At 56.9% G+C, this 18,137-nt stretch carries 14 protein-coding genes; 8 read left to right on the top strand and 6 right to left on the bottom strand.

Translation table 11 applies throughout. The features are described 5' to 3' along the window. Positions 1-43 precede the first annotated feature (43 nt). From ACSC94_RS11095 to ACSC94_RS11105, 3 genes are all read left to right on the top strand, one after another. Positions 44-712, top strand: a complete 669-nt coding sequence (locus tag ACSC94_RS11095) for a glutathione S-transferase family protein (RefSeq protein ID WP_051054872.1) — start codon at positions 44-46, stop codon at positions 710-712. Positions 713-811: 99 nt separating this feature from the next. Beyond that, positions 812-1,747 carry an SDR family oxidoreductase gene (locus ACSC94_RS11100; protein ID WP_435640904.1) on the top strand — a complete coding sequence of 312 codons (936 nt, stop codon included), beginning with the start codon at positions 812-814 and terminating at the stop codon, positions 1,745-1,747. A gap of 144 nt (positions 1,748-1,891) precedes the next feature. After that, complete coding sequence (locus ACSC94_RS11105; protein WP_435640905.1) at positions 1,892-2,296, top strand: hypothetical protein; 405 nt, start codon at positions 1,892-1,894, stop codon at positions 2,294-2,296. Positions 2,297-2,305: 9 nt separating this feature from the next. On the opposite strand, the gene ACSC94_RS11110 is transcribed toward ACSC94_RS11105, so the two are convergent. The 4 genes from ACSC94_RS11110 to ACSC94_RS11125 form a co-directional block, all read right to left on the bottom strand. Next, positions 2,306-4,378, bottom strand: a complete 2,073-nt coding sequence (locus ACSC94_RS11110) for a PAS domain-containing protein (RefSeq protein ID WP_435640906.1) — start codon at positions 4,376-4,378, stop codon at positions 2,306-2,308. 167 nt (positions 4,379-4,545) lie between these two features. Next, positions 4,546-4,839, bottom strand: coding sequence for a hypothetical protein (locus ACSC94_RS11115; RefSeq protein ID WP_435640907.1), 294 nt, complete (start codon positions 4,837-4,839; stop codon positions 4,546-4,548). Between the two features lie 145 nt (positions 4,840-4,984). Further along, a complete protein-coding gene (locus tag ACSC94_RS11120; RefSeq protein ID WP_435640908.1) occupies positions 4,985-5,581 on the bottom strand; it encodes a thioredoxin family protein in 597 nt (198 codons plus the stop codon). Between the two features lie 42 nt (positions 5,582-5,623). Next, positions 5,624-7,762 carry a protein-disulfide reductase DsbD family protein gene (locus ACSC94_RS11125; protein ID WP_435640909.1) on the bottom strand — a complete coding sequence of 713 codons (2,139 nt, stop codon included), beginning with the start codon at positions 7,760-7,762 and terminating at the stop codon, positions 5,624-5,626. 267 nt (positions 7,763-8,029) lie between these two features. Here ACSC94_RS11125 and ACSC94_RS11130 point away from each other — a divergent pair, with 267 nt between their 5' ends. Continuing rightward, complete coding sequence (locus tag ACSC94_RS11130; protein WP_435640910.1) at positions 8,030-10,024, top strand: acetoacetate--CoA ligase; 1,995 nt, start codon at positions 8,030-8,032, stop codon at positions 10,022-10,024. Between the two features lie 53 nt (positions 10,025-10,077). Here ACSC94_RS11130 and ACSC94_RS11135 read toward each other — a convergent pair whose 3' ends face one another. Further along, the gene (locus ACSC94_RS11135; protein WP_435640911.1) at positions 10,078-12,222 is read right to left on the bottom strand and encodes an ankyrin repeat domain-containing protein; all 2,145 of its coding nucleotides are present in this window, start codon (positions 12,220-12,222) and stop codon (positions 10,078-10,080) included. A 327-nt stretch (positions 12,223-12,549) separates the two neighbouring features. On the opposite strand from ACSC94_RS11135, the gene ACSC94_RS11140 reads away from it, so the two are divergent. The 4 genes from ACSC94_RS11140 to ACSC94_RS11155 all read left to right on the top strand — a co-directional run bounded on the left by ACSC94_RS11140 (position 12,550) and on the right by ACSC94_RS11155 (position 17,025). Continuing rightward, positions 12,550-13,785, top strand: a complete 1,236-nt coding sequence (locus ACSC94_RS11140; protein ID WP_435640912.1) for a pyridoxal phosphate-dependent aminotransferase — start codon at positions 12,550-12,552, stop codon at positions 13,783-13,785. A 36-nt stretch (positions 13,786-13,821) separates the two neighbouring features. Continuing rightward, complete coding sequence (locus ACSC94_RS11145) at positions 13,822-14,400, top strand: RNA methyltransferase (RefSeq protein ID WP_435642175.1); 579 nt, start codon at positions 13,822-13,824, stop codon at positions 14,398-14,400. Positions 14,401-14,512: 112 nt separating this feature from the next. Beyond that, on the top strand, positions 14,513-15,040 hold the full coding sequence (locus ACSC94_RS11150; RefSeq protein ID WP_435640913.1) for an invasion associated locus B family protein: 528 nt from the start codon (positions 14,513-14,515) through the stop codon (positions 15,038-15,040). A gap of 437 nt (positions 15,041-15,477) precedes the next feature. Then, positions 15,478-17,025, top strand: coding sequence for a peptidoglycan DD-metalloendopeptidase family protein (locus ACSC94_RS11155; RefSeq protein ID WP_435640914.1), 1,548 nt, complete (start codon positions 15,478-15,480; stop codon positions 17,023-17,025). A 55-nt stretch (positions 17,026-17,080) separates the two neighbouring features. Here ACSC94_RS11155 and ACSC94_RS11160 read toward each other — a convergent pair whose 3' ends face one another. Further along, complete coding sequence (locus ACSC94_RS11160; protein ID WP_435640915.1) at positions 17,081-18,013, bottom strand: 2-hydroxyacid dehydrogenase; 933 nt, start codon at positions 18,011-18,013, stop codon at positions 17,081-17,083. Positions 18,014-18,137 lie beyond the last annotated feature (124 nt).

Consider the following 18,137-nt stretch of genomic DNA (forward strand, 5'->3'; position numbering starts at 1 on the left):
TAAAACATGTCCTTCAAGGGACGTCTGGGATAGTCTGTGTAACATGAGAACTCTGTATCATCTTTGGCTTCACCCCTTTTCCCGGAAGGTGCGCATCGCACTGGCCGAGAAGAAGCTCGATTTCGAACAACGGATCGAAAAAGTGTGGGAACGCCGGACGGAGTTTCTGGCCCTGAACCCCGCGGGTGATGTGCCGGTGCTGGTCGAGGCCGATGGCACCACATTGGCCAATTCTCAGGTCATTTGCGAATATCTCGAAGAAGTGTACCCGGAAATCAACCTGCTGGGCTTTGACCCCGCACAGCGCGCGGAAACGCGCCGCCTGGTCAGCTGGTTCGACGTGAAATTCAACCGCGAAGTCACCGACAATCTGGTCGGCGAAAAATTGATGAAGCGGTTTTTGAAATTGGGTGAACCGCATGGCCCGTCCATTCGCGCCGGTCATGCCAACATTCATTACCATCTGGATTATATCGGTTTTCTGACGGAAAAACGCCGTTGGTTGGCTGGTGAGAATTTTTCGTTGGCGGATATTGCGGCGGCGTCGCATTTATCGGCCATCGATTATATCGGCGACGTTCCATGGGATGAGCATCAGGCCGCCCGGGAATGGTACGCACGCGTGAAATCCCGGCCCAGCTTCCAGCCTTTGCTGGAGGATCGGATCCCCGGATTTACGCCTGTTGGCCACTACGAAAACGTAGATTTCTAAGATACAGTATCGGTCCGTTTTTGTCGGGGAGAGCATAGTCTCCCCCGGGCTGGTGACTGCGCTTCACAGCGCGAGAGAAAAAGAAGAATGCAGAAGTAAATGACGGACAAAAAACTTTTTTGTTTTGGATACGGGTACACCGGCGACTATCTGGGGCAGGCTTTGAAAAAGGCCGGCGGATGGTCCATTGCGGGTACAACGCGTGACCCGGAAAAACGCCGCTTCCTGAAAAATCTGGGTGTGCGCGGGTATATGTTCGACTACACCCAGCCGCTCGAAGACCCGCAATTGTTCCTGAAAGGAACCACCCATCTCCTGATCTCCACCCCGCCCGCGGATAATGGCGATCCCACCTTCCTGATGCACGAAGATGATATTCTCTCCATCCCGACGCTGGAATGGGTCGGGTATCTGTCGTCGACGTCCGTGTATGGCGACCGGGACGGCGAATGGGTTGATGAAACTTCCGAAGTGCGCCCCTCCACCAAACGCGGTTCACGCCGCGCCCGGGCCGAAGCGCAATGGTTGTCGTTGGCGGGCCAAGGTGTGCCGGTGCATGTCTTCCGTCTGGCGGGCATTTACGGCCCCGGGCGATCCGCGCTGGATTCCGTGCGTGCCGGTATTGCCCGCCGCATCGACAAACCCGGCCACGCGTTCAGCCGCATTCATATCGACGATATTGTGCAGGTGTTGATGGCGTCGATGGCAAAACCCAATCCGGGCGCGATCTATAATCTGGCCGACGATCTGGCGGCCCCCAGCCACGCGGTGATTTCCTATGCGTGCGATATGCTGGGCCTGACCCCGCCGCCGCTGATGAAATATGACGACGCCGACATGGCCCCGATTGCCCGCAGTTTTTATTCCGACAACAAACGCATTAAAAACGACCGCATTAAAAACGAACTGGGCGTCATCCTGAAGCATCCGACCTTTATGGAAGGGTTGCAGGATTGTCTGACCAAGGAACAGGCACACCGTTCCCGTATGGGCGCCTTCGCTGCCGCTGCCATGGGCGGGGCCCGCGAGGGGTAGATTTTCAAGACAGGATTGAGGGGGCTTTGGCCTCTATTTTTATGTTTATTTTCAGTGTTTTAATTGCGATCACGCCGGAAAGTTTGTGCTGCTTTTCGCCTTCGTGCTACGACTATGCTTCATTAAAACAGGGCGGGAATGGTCATGGCCGGATTGGGCGAAACCTACACATTGAGCGACGATTACCTGCGCGGTGCGTTTGAACGCGCGCAGCGGGAAAAGAAAGATTTTCTGATCACCTACACTTACAGTGAAGAAGGCATGCCATGGGGCTATTGCCCGATGATTGATATTCACGAATCCTGCGTGGCCGTGACCAAGGACACGATGCGCCGCGAATTGCTGGGCGTTTATACAAAGCACGGCGTTCTGAATATCAGCCGTGTTTATGATTTGTCGTGCGATTTTGAAAATGCGTGTGGGGGTGTAGAAAAATTGCCGTACGAAGTGGATGTGGCCGCCAACGATATCATCGTCAAAGTGGGTGCAGTTGAAGAGTGGCAGAACCAACCCTTCTGGAAACGCTGGTTCACCAAACCGAAGGTATAAACGGTAAGATTAAATCAAATCATCGATGGGCGCGGGGAGGGATCCCTGCGCCTTCATCGCATCATAGGCATTGTAGGGCAGGCGGACGCTGACCGCTGTGCCGATGCCGACGGTGGATTCGATGTGCAATGTGCCGCCGTGCAGTTCGATCAATTCCTTGGTGATCGCCAGACCCAGGCCCGTGCCCTCATGCTTGCGCGTGTAGTGGGAGGCGGCCTGTTCGAAGGGCCTCGTGACGTTTTTCAGCTTGTTGGCCGGAATACCGATGCCTGTGTCGGTGACTTTGATCAGCACGTAATCATCGCGTTCCATGCAATCCACGCGCACCGATCCGCCCGCGTCGGTGAATTTCACCGCGTTGGACAACAGGTTCAGCAACACCTGCATCACGGCGCGGCGATCGGCGATGATTTGCAGATCTTCGTTCGCCATGTCGATGCTGACACGGATTTTGGCCTCGGTCGCGCGGCCTTCCATCATGTGGACGGCCAGACGAATGACCTTGGATACGTTCAGTTCTTCCAGATCCAGCTCATACTTCCCGGCTTCGATCTTGGACATGTCCAGAATATCGGCGATCAGGTCGAGCAGATGTTCACCGCTTTCGCGGATACCGCCGATATAATCCAGATAGCGGTCCGACCCGATGGGGCCGAGCAACTGGCGCTGCATCATCTCGGAAAAACCGATAATGGCGTTCAACGGCGTGCGCAGTTCGTGGCTCATATTCGCCAGAAATTGGGATTTCGCGGCATAGGCGCGCTCGGCGGCCTCTTTCGCTTCGTGCAGATCGCGTTCGTGCAAGGTGCGGTCGGTCACGTCCTGCATAATGCCGAACAGGGAGATCACTTCGCCGTCGGCGTCATTTTCACAACGGCCTTCGCAGCGGATATAGCGCACTTCGCCACTGGGGCGCAGGACGCGGAATTCCATTTCATACGGTTTTTGTTCGATAATTGCCCGCTGGAACGCCTGCAACAGGCGGCCCACGTCACGGCGGTGGAGCAGGGCATTCACACCGTCCAGCGTCGGATTGAAGTCTTCCGGGTCAACGCCGAAGATGCAGTAAATTTCTTCGGAGAAAATAATGTCGGTCGCGCCGACGATCCAGCGCCAATGGCCCATATGGCCGATGGCTTGGGCTTCGCGCAGCATCTGCTGCTGGCGGAACAAAGCGTCTTCCTGTTTTTTAATGGCGGTGACGTTGCGGCCGACGCTGTAAATCGCGTCACCGGATCGTTTGTTGCGCCATTCCATCCACAGTGACGCGCCATCGCGGGTCAGCATGCGGCATTCGAAATCAATGACATGGTCATGCACCGCGTCATCGGTCATCAATGCGCCAATGGCGTTGCGCACCATCGCTTTATCTTCCGGGTGGATCGCATCGAGGAAGCCCATGCGTTGCATCTGGCTTTCGGTATAGCCCAGCGTTTCGGCCATCACCGGATTGATCCGGGTAAAGCGCGCGCGGGTGTCGGCCACGGCCATCAGGTCGGATGACATCGCCATGAAATGCGCGGTTTCGCCATCGGCGGCGGCGTTCGCGCTGCCGTGCTTGGCTGTCGCATCATCGGCGCGGGTTTTCCATTCATTCCCGGCAATGCGGTCCAGCAGGCGCGCGGCCATGTCGGTATCCAGGCCCGCATTACGCGCGGTTTCACCGTCCGTGCCCGAGGCAATGATCAGGCCGCGGCCATCGGCCATTTTCAGGCGGTCAAACTGGTACGGGCCGCGCACGGGGGGCAAAGCATGGCCGGTCTGAATATCGACCAGATGCAACCCTTCGCGCAGGCTGGACAGAATGGCGTTCGCGTCATCTCGGCGCGCCCCGAACAGGGATGTCGCATGAAACGCATCATCCGGTTCGGCAAAGGTGAACACGCTGGTCAGCGCGCGACCCATCAGGTCGGCGGGTTCAACACCGCAGAGGGCTGCAAAATCAGTCGTGGCAAAAAGGATTTTTCCATCCTGATCGGCGATCAGGCGCGGCACGCCATCGTTCAGATCATCCAACGCCCGATTGGCGACCTGTGCTGCGGTCGCGGAGCCTGTCGGGGTTTGGGTGTCCTTTGGGGCCATTGATTTACCAACTTACGGGCCGTTTGGCCTCGTTATCCCTGTACAACTCACCGATTCGAACGGTTTCGAATCACATTTAACGCCTGCCATGATGACAGGCGGAGCGGGGCCTTTTCAACCAAAAGATTTTGGAAATTTGCGCGATTATTGAAAAAGATCGCTTGACCTTACGGTGCAGGCTTGGGGAGCGTTTGCACGCGATAGATCGCTTGTTCCACCACGGCGGCTACATGATCGGCATGATCCGGCGCATGCTGGTTCACATAGTTCATGATGGCGCAGAGCGTGGAGATCGGCCGCGCCGGGGTCAGGGACAGGGCCGGAGTATCCGCGCCGTGATGCAAGGCGCATTCATGGGTATTGGTGTCGATGGAAAACGACGCCCCGCCCTCATCCGGGGGCAGGGTGGTCAGCGCGTTGAGAACATCGCGCAACGGCGTCAAATGATCCGGCAAATCCATGGTCTTGGTACACCCAGCCTTATTTTTTTAATTATGGGAAAATATACATCTGGATGGTGCGGTGCGTCAAGTTTATTGGGAGGGGGCATAAAAAAACGCCCTCCCCGGATGATGCGGGAAGGGCGTTTTTTAAAATTTTTGCGGCTTAGTATTTCACGCCACAGCCATACGGTTGGCTGCTGGCCGTTTCCACCGGTTTCCCGGCGGCCAGGTCGGCCAGTGCGGCGCTGACATAGTTCTTTGCTCCGGCGATGGTGGCTGGGTCCGCGCTCTTGTTATCGTCAATCGCGCCTTGATACACCAGCGTGCCTTCGCCGTTGATCACGAACATATGCGGCGTCGTGCTGGCGCCATAGGCATGGCCGACGGTACCGTCACCATCCAGCAGATAGGCAGTGGATTTTATGCCGTCGCGGGTGATGATCTCTTCGGCCTGCGCGCCGGTCACGTGACCTTGTTTGCCTTCGGCACCGGAGTTAATCACCAGCCAGACCACGCCTTGGCCCGTGGCTTCTTCCTGCATGTTCTTGCTGTCGTAATGCTTGCGCACGAACGGGCATTCGGCGTTGGTCCATTCCAGAACAACGGTCTTGCCCTTGAAGTCGGACAGGGTGTGCGATGTGCCCTTGGAATCGGTCAGTGTAAAGGCCGGGGCGGCCTCGCCCACCGTTGCGGCGGCGTGAGCGGACAGGGTCGGGGCAAACATCAGGGCTGCAACAGCAGCGGCCAGCAGGATTTTCATGGTCAGTCTCTCTCCATTATGGTGGGGTTAAACGCAGGAAACTTACTCTTGATTGATGGCATCCGCCACGATGCCGGGTGTTAGAAGCTGTGGCAAGACCACCGCATCCGGGCGTGTGCCGTTCACAGCAGGCGGATAGTACACATAGAGCGGAACGCCGTTGCGTCCATAGGATTCCAGAAATTTTGTAATTTCCGGATTCTGGTTGGTCCAGTCGCCTTTTAGGTACGCGATGTTTTTGGCCTTGAACAAATCCATCGTATCCATCGTGGCGATGGCGACGCGTTCATTCACTTTGCACGTAATGCACCATGCGGCGGTCATGTTGACGAAGATGGCCTGATCCGTGGCCAGCAGGTCGTTCAGGCGCGCGGCGGTGAAGGGTTCGGATTCGCCGTTGGCGGTTTGCACCATGCCCACCGGGGCGGTGTCCATCATCGGCTTGGCCATCGGCGCGAAGGGCAACAGGGCCAGCGCCAGCGCAATCAACCCCAGAAGGGTGATGATGATGCGTCCCGAGCCTTGGTGCGGGCGGTGCGACAACATCCACAGCGCAAAGGCGATCAACACCATGCCCATCAACGCGGCCAGCACGCCGTGCGGTCCGCTTTGCAGGCTCAAAACCCAGATCAGCCAGACGGCAGAGGCGTACATCGGAAAGGCTAAAAGCTCACGGAAGCGCAACATCCACGCCCCCGGTTTCGGCAAGGCTCGCGCCAGCGCCGGAACGAAGCACAGCGCCAGATACGGCAAAGCCAGACCAAACCCCAACGCCATAAAGACGGACAGGGCGACAATGGGCGATTGCACCAGCGCATAACCCAACGCCGCCGCCATAAACGGCGCGGTGCAAGGCGTGGCGACAATGGTGGCCAGCATGCCGGTGAAGAACGACCCGCGCAGGCCCGATTGCCCCGCCAGTTTTTGCCCCACGCCGGCCAGTTGCCCGCCAAATTCAAACACGCCGGACAAAGACAGGCCGATGACGAACAGCAGATAGGCCAGCGCCAGAATGACCTGCGGGTTCTGCAACTGGAACCCCCAGCCAATTTGCGCGCCACCGGATTTCAGCGCGATCAACACCCCGGCAATAACACCAAAGCACAACAGGATTCCGGCGGTGTAGGCCAGCCCATGGGCGCGGGCGTAGCCTTTTTCCTTGTCTTGCATTTGCACCAGCTTCAACGCTTTCAGCGATAAAACCGGAAACACACACGGCATCAAATTCAAAACCAATCCACCCAGCAAGGCGAACAGCAAGGCCTGCGCCAATGTGGTTGTCGGGGCGGCGGGGGGCGTTGGTGTCGGTGTTGCCGCTGGTACGGGGGCCGCTGCGGCTTGAAGGGTGCCGGGGTTCAGCGTGACGACAAAGGCACGGTCGTTCAACGATAGCACCGCATCAAATGTGCCCAGCTCTTCGATCTTGCGGGTGGTGTCGCGGGCCTGACGAATGACGATGCGGCGATCGGTGGTTTCAATGACGGGGGCGGCATTGTTGATCACTGCGCCCCATTCCTGCGGGAACAGGCGCAGCGCAGTGGTATCCAGCCCGGCCAGAGCTGTGGCGTCTTTGGCGGTGATTTCAACGATGAAGTCTTTATCGTCCGCGCTGTATATCCCCGTTGCATCCAGCGCGGTGGGCAATGTGGCGCGTGCGGCGGCGATGGCGGATTCATCCGCCGGGGTGTCTGTGCCATCCCCCGCATTCAATGTGATTTCATGGCTGGAAAATTCCGGAATGCAAATGTCATGGCACACCAGAATTTCAACATCGGCTTTGATCGTGATCGGCCCGGCGGGCAGGGTGGCGGGGATCGTAATGTCCTGCAACAAGGTCACGGAATTTTCGTACCCGTAATTCATCAACCCGGCATAGGGCACCGCCTGCGGCGCGGGCCAGTGCAGGGTGGTGGCGGTGAATCCGTCGGGCAGGGTCCATGTGATATTCGGGGCCATGCCGGAATCGCCGGGGTTGCGCCAATAGGTATGCCACCCGTCCTTGATGGTTTGTTCCACTGCAATCTGGATCGTGCTGCCCGCATCCACCGGGTTTTTTTCCGGGATCAGGCGGATGGTGACGTTGGGCTCTGCATCGACCGGCTGGGCCTGCGCCGCTCCTACGGGAATCGCCAGACTGAGGGCCAGCAGAGAGGCGAGGGTCAACACGGGGCGAAAGCGCATGGTTAAGATCCTGATTTTTCCGGTAAAAAACAAACGGCTTCAATAATGTAGCCTATTCTGTCCCGCTGGCAACCATATCGCACCTGAATGTCATTCCCGCGAAAGCGGGAATCCAGAGAGATTATCCGTAAACTGAACCTTTGGTCCTGGATCCCCGCTTTCGCGGGGATGACGGTAAAGGAGGTGGCGGTCCGCTTGACTCTTATGGCGGGGTGTAGAGAATACCCGCGGACCTTATAAAGGGGATCAAAAATGGGGCAGGCAAAAATGACCAAAACCGACCGGGACGCCGTGACCACCAAAAACGGGAACGGCCCGCTCTGGAGCCCTGACCGCGTTCGCCGCGACCGGTCCCGCCTGCACCATTTTATGGAACGCGCCGAAGTGCGCGCCGGACAAGAATTCACCGATTATGACAGCATCTGGCGCTGGAGCGTCGAGAACACCGAATCCTTCTGGGATCTGGTGTGGGATGCGTGCGGGGTGATCGGGGACAAGGGTGCGACCATTCTGCGTGACGCGCAATCCATCACGGGCGCTGAATTTTTTCCCGATGCGCGCGTGAACTACGCCGAAAATCTGCTGCGCCGTCGTGATGATGCGGTCGCCATGATCTTCCGCAATGAAAAGGGCGAAGAGCGCCAGCTCTCCTTCAATGATGTCTACGACCTGTCTTCACAAATCGCGCAGGCTTTGCACCATGCCGGTGTGGGTGAAGGCGACCGCGTTGCGGCCTTTATGCCCAACACGCCGGAAACCATTATCGCCATGCTGGCCGCCACGTCGCTTGGTGCGATCTGGTCCTCGGCCTCGCCCGATTTCGGAGTGCAGGGGTTGGTGGATCGGTTCGGCCAAATTGAGCCGAAGGTTTTGTTCGCCGTTGATGCCTATTACTACAACGGCAAAGTGGTTGATTGCTTGCAGCGTGTGGCCGAGGTGCAACCGCGCCTGCCGGGCCTGCAACGCACCGTGATCGTTCCGTTTGTAAACGCAAACCCGGATCTGTCGGGTCTGCACAACGCCATGACACTGGGTGATTTTGTTGCGCATTGCGTGCCGCGCGATATGTATTTTAACCGCGTGGCGTTTAACCATCCGCTGTTTATCATGTTCTCATCCGGCACGACGGGCATTCCCAAATGTATCGTGCATGGCCATGGCGGCACGTTGATCCAGCATTTGAAGGAACATCAACTGCAATGTGATATTGGCGAAGGCGACCGCGTGTTCTACTTCACCACGTGCGGGTGGATGATGTGGAACTGGCTGGTGTCGGCGCTGGCGTCGGGTTGCACGCTGATGCTGTTTGATGGGTCGCCGTTCTACCCGAATGGCAAGACGTTGTGGAATTTTGCGGAAAAACATTCCTGCACCCTGTTCGGCACGGCGGCGAAATATATCGACGCGCTGAAGGCCGCGGGCCTGCGCCCCGGCGACGACCATGATCTATCCGCCCTGCGCGTGATAACCTCGACGGGGTCGCCGTTGGTGCATGAATCGTTCGATTATATTTACGATGCAATCAAGAAAGACGTGCATCTGGCGTCCATTTCCGGCGGAACGGATATTATTTCCTGTTTCGTGCTGGGCAATCCGCTGTCCCCCGTCTGGCGCGGGGAAATTCAGGGGCCGGGACTGGGCATGGCCGTGGATGCGTTTGACGAAGACGGCAAACCCATTCCGGCGGGCGCCGGTTCGGGTGAACTGGTCTGCACCAAACCCTTCCCGTCAATGCCGGTGATGTTCTGGAACGATCCCGACGGCGCGAAATATCGTGCCGCCTATTTTGAACGGTTTGACAATGTCTGGTGCCATGGTGACTGGATCGAACGCACCAACCATGATGGCTTTATCATTCATGGTCGGTCGGATGCGACACTGAACCCCGGCGGCGTGCGCATCGGCACGGCGGAAATTTACCGCCAAGTGGAACAAATCCCCGAAGTGATCGAATCGATCGCCGTGGGTCAGGATTGGGACAATGACGTGCGCGTCGTCCTGTTCGTGCGCCTGCGTGATGGCGTTGAATTGAGCGGTGAATTGTCCGACCGCATCAAATCGCAAATCCGCGCTGGGGCCTCCCCCCGCCACGTCCCCGCCCGGATCATCGCCGTCACCGACATCCCCCGCACCAAATCCGGCAAAATCACCGAACTGGCCGTGCGCGACATCATCCATGGGCGGAAGGTGAAGAATGTCGAGGCGTTGGCGAACCCGGAAGCGCTGGATTTGTATAAAGACTTGCCGGAGTTGCAGGCGTAAGAAGAAGGGCGGAAAAATCGCCCCTTCTTTTTTCTGAATTTTTGGTGCGAATGTTATTTCGGTCTGGCAATCACATATTGCTCTTCTGAATCGCGGTAGCCGTTGTAATCACGCGGCCTTGCGGGGTTTTTTGCCTCTTGAAGGCCCAGATCTCGGGGCGTGTTGCCGTCCTTGCCCAGATGAATGGTTTCAACACCTGCTTTGTTGGCGCTCTGTGCAAAGAGGGTGCAGAGGTTTTTCCATTGTGTCGTATTCATGTGGCTGGGCAGGTATTCCAGTGAATCCAGAACCAGCTCATCACTCTCACCGCGCCATGCCCAGCTCTGGGCGACGACCTCATCGGTCTTGTCGTTGGTGATGACGTAAAAACCTGATGCTGGTGACAGGAATCCATGGATGGCGCATGCGCGTCCCGCACCACCAACGTGCTGGCAGCAGGCGGTGAAGGCACCGAGGGCCAGGCCGCGCACATCGCCATCGGGCAGGCGGTGGAACGTAAACCCATCTTTACCGAAATGGTGGCCAGCAATCGTGATTGCGGGGATGGCGTTCTCGGGTTTGTGTTCGCCTTGCGCCGTATATTGATCGTGGTATGCGGCGTACGTTTTTTCAGCGATCGCGAAATCACCATCATCCCAAAACGCCTTCAATCCAATTTCGACCAGCTCCGGAGAGAAGTTGCGTGTAAATTCTGTATGCGTGGACAAGGCTTCAATTGTGCGGTCATAGGACCAGAAGCGTCCCGACGCATCCTTTTCCGGTGTGGGCAGGAAATGGGAAAATTTCACGAGATAGGCCATCTTGGGCCCGCATTGCAGAAGGGCGTCGCCCCAGGCTTTCAAGTCGGGTTTTTGATGTTGATCAATCTGATCCTGCGTCGGAATTTTGATCATCTGTATGATGTCATGCAAGGGTTGATTGCCCGGCTTTCCCCATTGCTCCAGATACCGCAGAACGCGGTCTGTCGTGCCAAACGTCGCGGCTGTGCTGTAGATGTAGGGCCATGGCGGAATCGAAGAATGGCTTTCGCTTTTAAACATGTCCTGCACATCAAAGAATGTCGTGCGTTTGACCAAAGCAGGATTTTTTCCGCAGAGATTGGGATTGGAAAAATCATGGGCATCCAGCCAAAGCCGCGTTTGTCGCAGCATGTCTCTGCCTGAATCATCCAGTATTGAATCATCTGCGCCAAAGTCATCAACCAGCATACACGCAGTTTCAAACTGCTCATTCCACATGGCAGCCTGCAGGGCCAGGTTGCCATCTGCATCTTTGGCGTGGACATCGGCATTGAATTCCTGAACCAGCATACGAACGAGCGTAGAGTTTCCATGGTCTGCAGCCAGTGTCAGAAGATTGCGGAAGGTTTGCGGATCATAAGCATCGTATTCGTTGATCAGCATGCGGATTGTATTGATCCCCTTGCTCTCTGTCGCTGCGCCCATGGCAAGGCCGATATAGATCTCTTTTTTTGCCTTCTTCATCAGGTCGAAGATTGTGCGGACCAGATCAGCGTGATCGTTTTCGGCGGCGCTTTTGATGGCAACGGAATGTTCATGGGCGTTGTAGTCGTTGAATAAAATTTGCAGCATGTCGGAATGGTTATTCTTGGCCGCGGCTGCAACGGCAGAGCAAAGATTTACGGGTGTCTTATATGCCGCAGCAATGGCGCGGAATGTTTCAATTTGATTAAAGCCGGCGGCTTCCTTCAGGAGGTCGGCAGGAGTCATCATCATGCTTTTTCCCGCGTCTTTCTTGATCAGAGCGAGAGCCAGATCTGTATGTCCAAGACGGATGGCCGTGAAAACGTCTACGGCGGCAAAGGCGGGCGACCTATTATCTCCTGCGATTGCGGCGAGATATTCTTCGGTATTTCCGGCCTCAAGGAACTGTTGGCGGTTTTGGGGTGGTGTCGTTGGGTAGCTGGCGATGATTTCATCATAGGTTTTCTGGCGTTTGTTTTTTTGCGGCCCGTCCAGTGACGCATACAGATCGCGCACATGGTCAGCACCCGCGCGGGCATGTGCGGCGAGCGCCTCGACCGAGATATCCAGATCATTGTGCGCCAGACGGCGCGCCAAGGGTGGCAGGGTTTTAGACAGTGCAGAAAAATCACCCTGCGGGTTTTCCGCGCGCACCACATCCAGCGCGGCCAGCGCGTTGGTGATTTCGATGGGTGGTGGGTTGTCTTTGCTCATAGCGCTTCCCGTTTTTGGTCCTTATGATTGTCATAATCTATCCTTTGGTGTCAAACTTAATGCGGGTGGTGGGTTGGGGGTGTTTTGAGGGTTGAAAATCGATTTTTTCTATTTTAAATCAAATGGTTGAGCGTTAACGTATAAAAATACAGCGCGTAACGCTATAAAAAACAATGAATTTCCTTTGACTTATTCTTAGTGTTTTCCCTATAAAACAAATTATAGACCACGGCGGACGCAAAAAAGATCGGCTGGGTCGAACGATGAACCGGGCAAATGCCGGTTTAGAGTTGGTGTGAAAAAGAAAAACGAAGGGTGTAAGGCGCTATGGTGGCTCTGCCTCCGCGCGATGGTAACGGCCAATTGCTTTCCGGTCTGACGAACGGTGAAGCATCAAGCGCCACGCCGTTTATGCGCCCGATCCTGAATGACATTCATCACAATCCCGGTGCCGAAATCGTCCGCTATGCGCGCGGGCGCGAGAATATGATCGCGCTCAGCATGGGCGAGGGCGATGCACCGACGCCGGATTTTATTATCCGCAGTCTTCAGGACGCGTTGGGCCGTGGTGAAACATTTTATTCCCCACCGCTGGGCCGCCCCGAATTGCGGCAGGCATTGTCCGCCTATTACCACCGCCATTACGGCCACGATATTCCGATGGAGCGTTTTTTTGTTACGCCGTCGGGTACATCCGCCGTGCATCTGGCGCTGTCCGCCGTTCTTGAAAAAGATGACGAAGTCATCGCCGTTGTGCCGATGTGGAAAAACCTGCTCGGCGCGATGCGTTTGCAACAGGCGGATATCAAGCCGGTTTATCTGGATCTATCGGCGGATGGTCAGGATTGGGTTCTGGATGTTGAGCGTATTTTTGCCACGGTAACACCGAACACGCGCGCCATCGTCATCAATTCCCCGAACAACCCGACCGGATGGATCATGACCACCGATCAAATGCGCGCGGTGATGGATTTTGCCCGTGCGCGCGGCATCTGGGTGATTTCGGATGAGGTCTATAGCCGTATGGTCTACGGCGTGTCCTGCGCTCCCAGTTTTCTGGATGTGGCACAGCCCGATGACCGCTTGCTGGTGATCAACAGCTTCTCCAAAAACTGGGCTATGACGGGCTGGCGTCTGGGCTGGTTGATCGGGCCGAAAGAGGCCGAGCAGAAGATTTACGATCTGGTCCTGTATGATTCCCTGTGCCCGAATACGTTCACGCAATTCGGGGCCATCGCCGCGCTGGAACAGGGCGAAGATTTTATTGCGGAGCAAAAAATCCGCTACGAACACAATATGCAGATCGTGCAGGGTTATTTCGACGATATTGGCGGCATCATTGCCCCACGCACACGCATGGGATTTTACAGCTTCTTCAAGGTCGATGGCCATGATGATTGCATGAATCTGGCCCGCAATCTGGTCGATCAGGCCGGGCTGGTTCTGGTGCCGGGTTGCGCCTTCGGTGAAAATGTGAAAGGTTTCATGCGGATGTGCTTTGCCGTTTCTGAACCGCGCCTGCGTCTGGCGTTGGATCGATTTGCAGCGGCCATAAAGCGCTAAGGTTCACCCTTAGACGACGAAGGTTCCCCCAGCATGATGCGCGGCTTCTTCGGTGTTGGTGTGCAAAGCATCAGCAAGGAACAAAATCTCGGCAATCTGGTCCGGACCACCCATGCCTTTGGCGGGTCGTTCTTCTTCACCATCAAACCGGACATTGATCTGGATCTGGTCCGTGTGTCGGATACGTCCGATGCGTTCGATCACCTGCCCTTGTATAATTTTGACTCGGTTGAAAATTTGCGTTTGCCCACCGGGTGCCAATTGGTGGGGGTGGAGCTGACGGAGGAATCCGTTCCGTTGCCGTCCTTTCGCCACCCGACCCGGGCGGCCTATGTGCTGGGGCCGGAAATGGGCAGCCTGTCACCCGACCTGCTGGCCCAATGCGACCATGTCATCCGCATTCCCATGAAATTCTGCGTCAATGTCGGGGTGGCTGGGGCCATCGTGATGTATGACCGCCTGATGTCGCTGGGCCGGTTTGCGGAGCGCCCTGTGGCGGCGGGCGGACCAATGGGGGATCAGATGGGTGGGCTTATGGGCAATATGCCGGACCCCGTCTGGCAACCGCGCCGGGTTGTGCGCCATCCGCTCAAGGGGCGGAAAGTCACGGAATAAGCCGCCGGTATGCGGAGGGATTTTTTACGGTTGCCAAGGCCGCTCGATTCTCTAAACTGGGCATCCTGATATTCCAATGAATGCCCACTGCAGGCAAAGGGTGCTTTTTATCATGCCGATGCTCCGATCTTCTTCGTTTTTCCTCTCGCTGGCTGCGGTTGCGGCCATCCTGCTCGCCGCTCCGGCGGCGCAGGCGCAAAACCCGGTTGAGCTGGGCGTCCACGGAAACTGGACGGCCTATCGCATTGACGAAACCGGGGGCAAGGTCTGCTATATGGCGGCCCAGCCGGACAAGGCCGAGGGCAAATATAACCGCCGCGGCGAAATCTTCGCGCTGATCACCCACCGCCCGGCGGAAGGCAGCCGCAACGTGTTCAGCTACATCTCTGGCTATGAATACAAGCCGGGCAGCGACGTGACCGTGACGATTGATGGTCAGTCCTTCACCCTGTTCTCACAAGATGACACGGCCTGGGCCCCGGATGCGGCGACGGATGAGAAAATCGCCAACGCCATCCGCAAGGGCTCCAAAATGGTGGTCAAGGGGCGTTCGGGTCGCGATACGGCGACCACCGATACCTTCATCCTGAAGGGGTCGGGCGCGGCCCATGATGCGATTAATGCGGCGTGTGCGAAATAAGAGTCCTCTTGAAATAAAATTGACTAAAAAGGTGCGGTTTTCCGCGCTTTTTTGTGCCGTGTTGCGGTGCAAGTCATTGAAACTAGACGGCATTTTATCAAATCCCATCACTTTGTTAACCCGTTGGGGATAAGATTAGGAAATAAGGCGATTTTGGGGCCGTTTTGGGGCGGTTCCACACAAAAAAGCCCTTTGGATAAAAGGGTTAACGCCCTTATAAAGCGGTTGTTCGCCCCCCGGCGCTGTGCTAATTCTGAGGGGCAAAATTAATGAAGTGTTAACGATTTGGGGTCACTGTACCTGTCGCGTTTTGGGGCGTTTGGCTCCTGATCTGGCGACGTGCCCCACCAACCAGGAGGATAGAACGTTTTCCCGCCTTGTCGGACTTTTGCATCGGTAACGGTGCATGGACAAACGGGGGATCGGATCTCTACCCAATGCCAAAGCTTAAACGACGCCCGAACAAAATTCTCTCTATGATCCCGCCTGTTGCGGTGCAAGATGTCTTGCATCGTTTGAACCGTTATTTGCCGCTGCGTCATCGCCATGTGCTGACCCGGAACAATACGGTGCGTCTGCGCTATGTCGCGGGCCCGGTTTGCGCTGTGGTCATGGTGGGTCTGGTTTTTTCCGCGCTGGGCAATCCGGCGCAGGGGATCTCGTCTGAACTGACGGCGCAGGCCTATGCCAATCTTGAGCCCGCCGCCGGTGGTGAGCGTCAGGATGGCGAAGAAGGTCTGGTGACCCAATTGGCCGCGACGCAAAAACGTCTGCAACGCTATACGGCCGCCTCGTACACGATGGATGCGGGCCAGACTGTAGCCATCAACCGCGCTGCGACCCTCGCGCCCAAGGAAAAACAAGTTAAAATCGCCCCCGGCGACACCCTGACAGGGGCGTTGTTGCAGGCGGGCCTGTCCGATAAAGACGCCTATGGCGTGGTGCAAGCCATGAAACAGCATGTGAACCCGCGCTCGATCCGCCCGGGTCAGGTGTTGCAGGTGCGCTTTGATCAAGGCGAAGGCGAAGTGAAGCCGTTGGCGCAGGTCAGCATGGCCATGGACGCGCTGAAAACCATCACCGTGGCCCGCGCGGCAACCGAAGAAGCCGGGTTCAAGGTTGATGTGAGCGAGAAGAAGGTCGTCAAAAAACTCTACACCCAAGCGGCGGACATTTCCGTGTCGGTTGTGGGCGCGGCGGCCAAGGCGGGCATCCCGTCGGCGGTTGTGAACGAAGCGATCCGGATTTATTCCTGGGACGTCGACTTCCAGCGTGACATTCGCCAAGGCGACAAAATCGAAATCACCTACGAAGCTTATGAAACCGAAGACGGCCAGCGTGTAAAAACGGGCGATGTCCTGTACACCCAATTGTCCGTCAGCGGCATCGACATCCCGCTCTATCGTTATGAAACCAGCGAAGGTCGCGTGGATTACTTCCAGCCGAATGGCCGGTCCATCCGCAAGACGCTGATGAAAACCCCGATTGATGGGGCGCGCATTTCATCCGGCTTTGGCGTGCGCCGCCACCCGGTTCTGGGCTACACCAAAATGCACAAGGGCATGGACTTCGCCGCGCCGACCGGCACGCCGATCTATGCCGCTGGTGATGGCACGATTGAAAAGGCCGGGAAATTTTCCAGCTTCGGGAACTATGTCCGCATTCGCCACAATGGCCAGCTGAAAACCGCCTATGCCCACATGAGCCGTTTCGGCAAAGGCATCACCCCGGGCACCCGCGTGCGTCAAGGACAGGTGATTGGCTATGTCGGCACCACTGGCCGCTCCACTGGCCCGCACTTGCACTATGAAGTTCTGGTCAACGGCGTGCAGAAAAACCCGCGCAGCCTGGACCTGCCCACGGGCGAGACGCTGGGCGGCGAAGAAATGCGCCTGTTCAAAGCCCACGTGAAGCAGATGGACCGCGACATCTCCAACGGCCGCGCCCTGCGTTATGCCCGCAACACGGCAAGCCCGGCGCAGTAAGCGGATATGAATTCAAAAAAGCCCCGGTGATGTCCGGGGCTTTTTTGTTTTTGTCCTAATACCCACGCCCAAAATCCACCAACCCCGGCGGGTCCTCACCACGGTCCAGCATGGTGATCGCCTGACGAATGGCGGCCACGCCTGTTTCTGGGATGGTGATGGCGGCGATGTGGGGGGTCGCCAAAATTTGCGGGTGGGACCAGAAGGGATGGTCGGCGGGCAGGGGTTCGGTGCGGAACACGTCCAAAGCCGCCATGCGCAGTTGCCCGCTGTCCAGTGCCGGGATCAAATCGTCTTCGACCAGATGCTTGCCGCGCGCGGCGTTGATCAGGCAGGCGCCTTTGGGCAATTGCGCGAACAAATCGCGGTTCAGAATGTCTTCCGTGTCGGGCGTCAAGGGCAGCAGGCAGACCAGAATGTCGCACCCTTTCAGGAAATTGGGCAATTGGTCATGCCCGGCATAAACGCCCACCCCGTCAATCGTATGGCGCGTTCTGGCCCAACCGCGCACGCGGAAACCGAGGGCGGCCAGCGCGCGGGCGCAAGCCCCGCCCATTTCGCCCAGCCCCATAATGCCAACGACGCGATCCTTGGCCAGTGTCGGCATGATCCCGCCCCATGGGATGGACGACCCACCCGCCTGCACCAGATCATGGTCGCGGTGAAAGCGCAGGACATAGCTGGTCACATAATCGACCATGCCGGATGACAGGCCCGGTTCAATCATGCGGATCAGTTTGGCGGGATGGGGAAAGTCGGGGTGGCCAATATATTGGTTCACACCCGCCGACAGCGATAAAACCGCGCGTAAATTCGGGTGCGCATCGCGGTCACCGGAGAAAATTTTCCACGCCACCATGTGTGTGATGTCGGATGGATCGCCAACATCGGGCCAGATGCGCATATCCAGATCGGCCAGACCGGCGCGCAGTGCGGGAACCCAGTGCGGGTTATCAACAGAATAAACAGGGCGAAAGAGAATCGCCATCTCGTCATTTCCTCTTTGATGGTGAATGATGCGCAAAGTGATTCTTTTAGGGTCTGTACTCAATTGACGGATTTTGTGCCGAAAACGGTGGTTTTCGAGAACCGCCCCGCAGAATACATTGATG

The organism is Micavibrio aeruginosavorus (genome assembly GCF_051245535.1).
GTDB lineage: Bacteria > Pseudomonadota > Alphaproteobacteria > Micavibrionales > Micavibrionaceae > Micavibrio > Micavibrio aeruginosavorus_D.

Excerpts from the sequence above, each read along its gene's own strand:
- ACSC94_RS11095 (WP_051054872.1), top strand. The coding sequence starts at position 44 with ATGAGAACTCTGTATCATCTTTGGCTTCACCCCTTTTCCCGGAAGGTG.
- ACSC94_RS11100 (WP_435640904.1), top strand. The coding sequence starts at position 812 with ATGACGGACAAAAAACTTTTTTGTTTTGGATACGGGTACACCGGCGAC.
- ACSC94_RS11105 (WP_435640905.1), top strand. The coding sequence starts at position 1,892 with ATGGCCGGATTGGGCGAAACCTACACATTGAGCGACGATTACCTGCGC.
- ACSC94_RS11110 (WP_435640906.1), bottom strand. The coding sequence starts at position 4,378 with ATGGCCCCAAAGGACACCCAAACCCCGACAGGCTCCGCGACCGCAGCA.
- ACSC94_RS11115 (WP_435640907.1), bottom strand. The coding sequence starts at position 4,839 with ATGGATTTGCCGGATCATTTGACGCCGTTGCGCGATGTTCTCAACGCG.
- ACSC94_RS11120 (WP_435640908.1), bottom strand. The coding sequence starts at position 5,581 with ATGAAAATCCTGCTGGCCGCTGCTGTTGCAGCCCTGATGTTTGCCCCG.
- ACSC94_RS11125 (WP_435640909.1), bottom strand. The coding sequence starts at position 7,762 with ATGCGCTTTCGCCCCGTGTTGACCCTCGCCTCTCTGCTGGCCCTCAGT.
- ACSC94_RS11130 (WP_435640910.1), top strand. The coding sequence starts at position 8,030 with ATGACCAAAACCGACCGGGACGCCGTGACCACCAAAAACGGGAACGGC.
- ACSC94_RS11135 (WP_435640911.1), bottom strand. The coding sequence starts at position 12,222 with ATGAGCAAAGACAACCCACCACCCATCGAAATCACCAACGCGCTGGCC.
- ACSC94_RS11140 (WP_435640912.1), top strand. The coding sequence starts at position 12,550 with ATGGTGGCTCTGCCTCCGCGCGATGGTAACGGCCAATTGCTTTCCGGT.
- ACSC94_RS11145 (WP_435642175.1), top strand. The coding sequence starts at position 13,822 with ATGCGCGGCTTCTTCGGTGTTGGTGTGCAAAGCATCAGCAAGGAACAA.
- ACSC94_RS11150 (WP_435640913.1), top strand. The coding sequence starts at position 14,513 with ATGCCGATGCTCCGATCTTCTTCGTTTTTCCTCTCGCTGGCTGCGGTT.
- ACSC94_RS11155 (WP_435640914.1), top strand. The coding sequence starts at position 15,478 with ATGCCAAAGCTTAAACGACGCCCGAACAAAATTCTCTCTATGATCCCG.
- ACSC94_RS11160 (WP_435640915.1), bottom strand. The coding sequence starts at position 18,013 with ATGGCGATTCTCTTTCGCCCTGTTTATTCTGTTGATAACCCGCACTGG.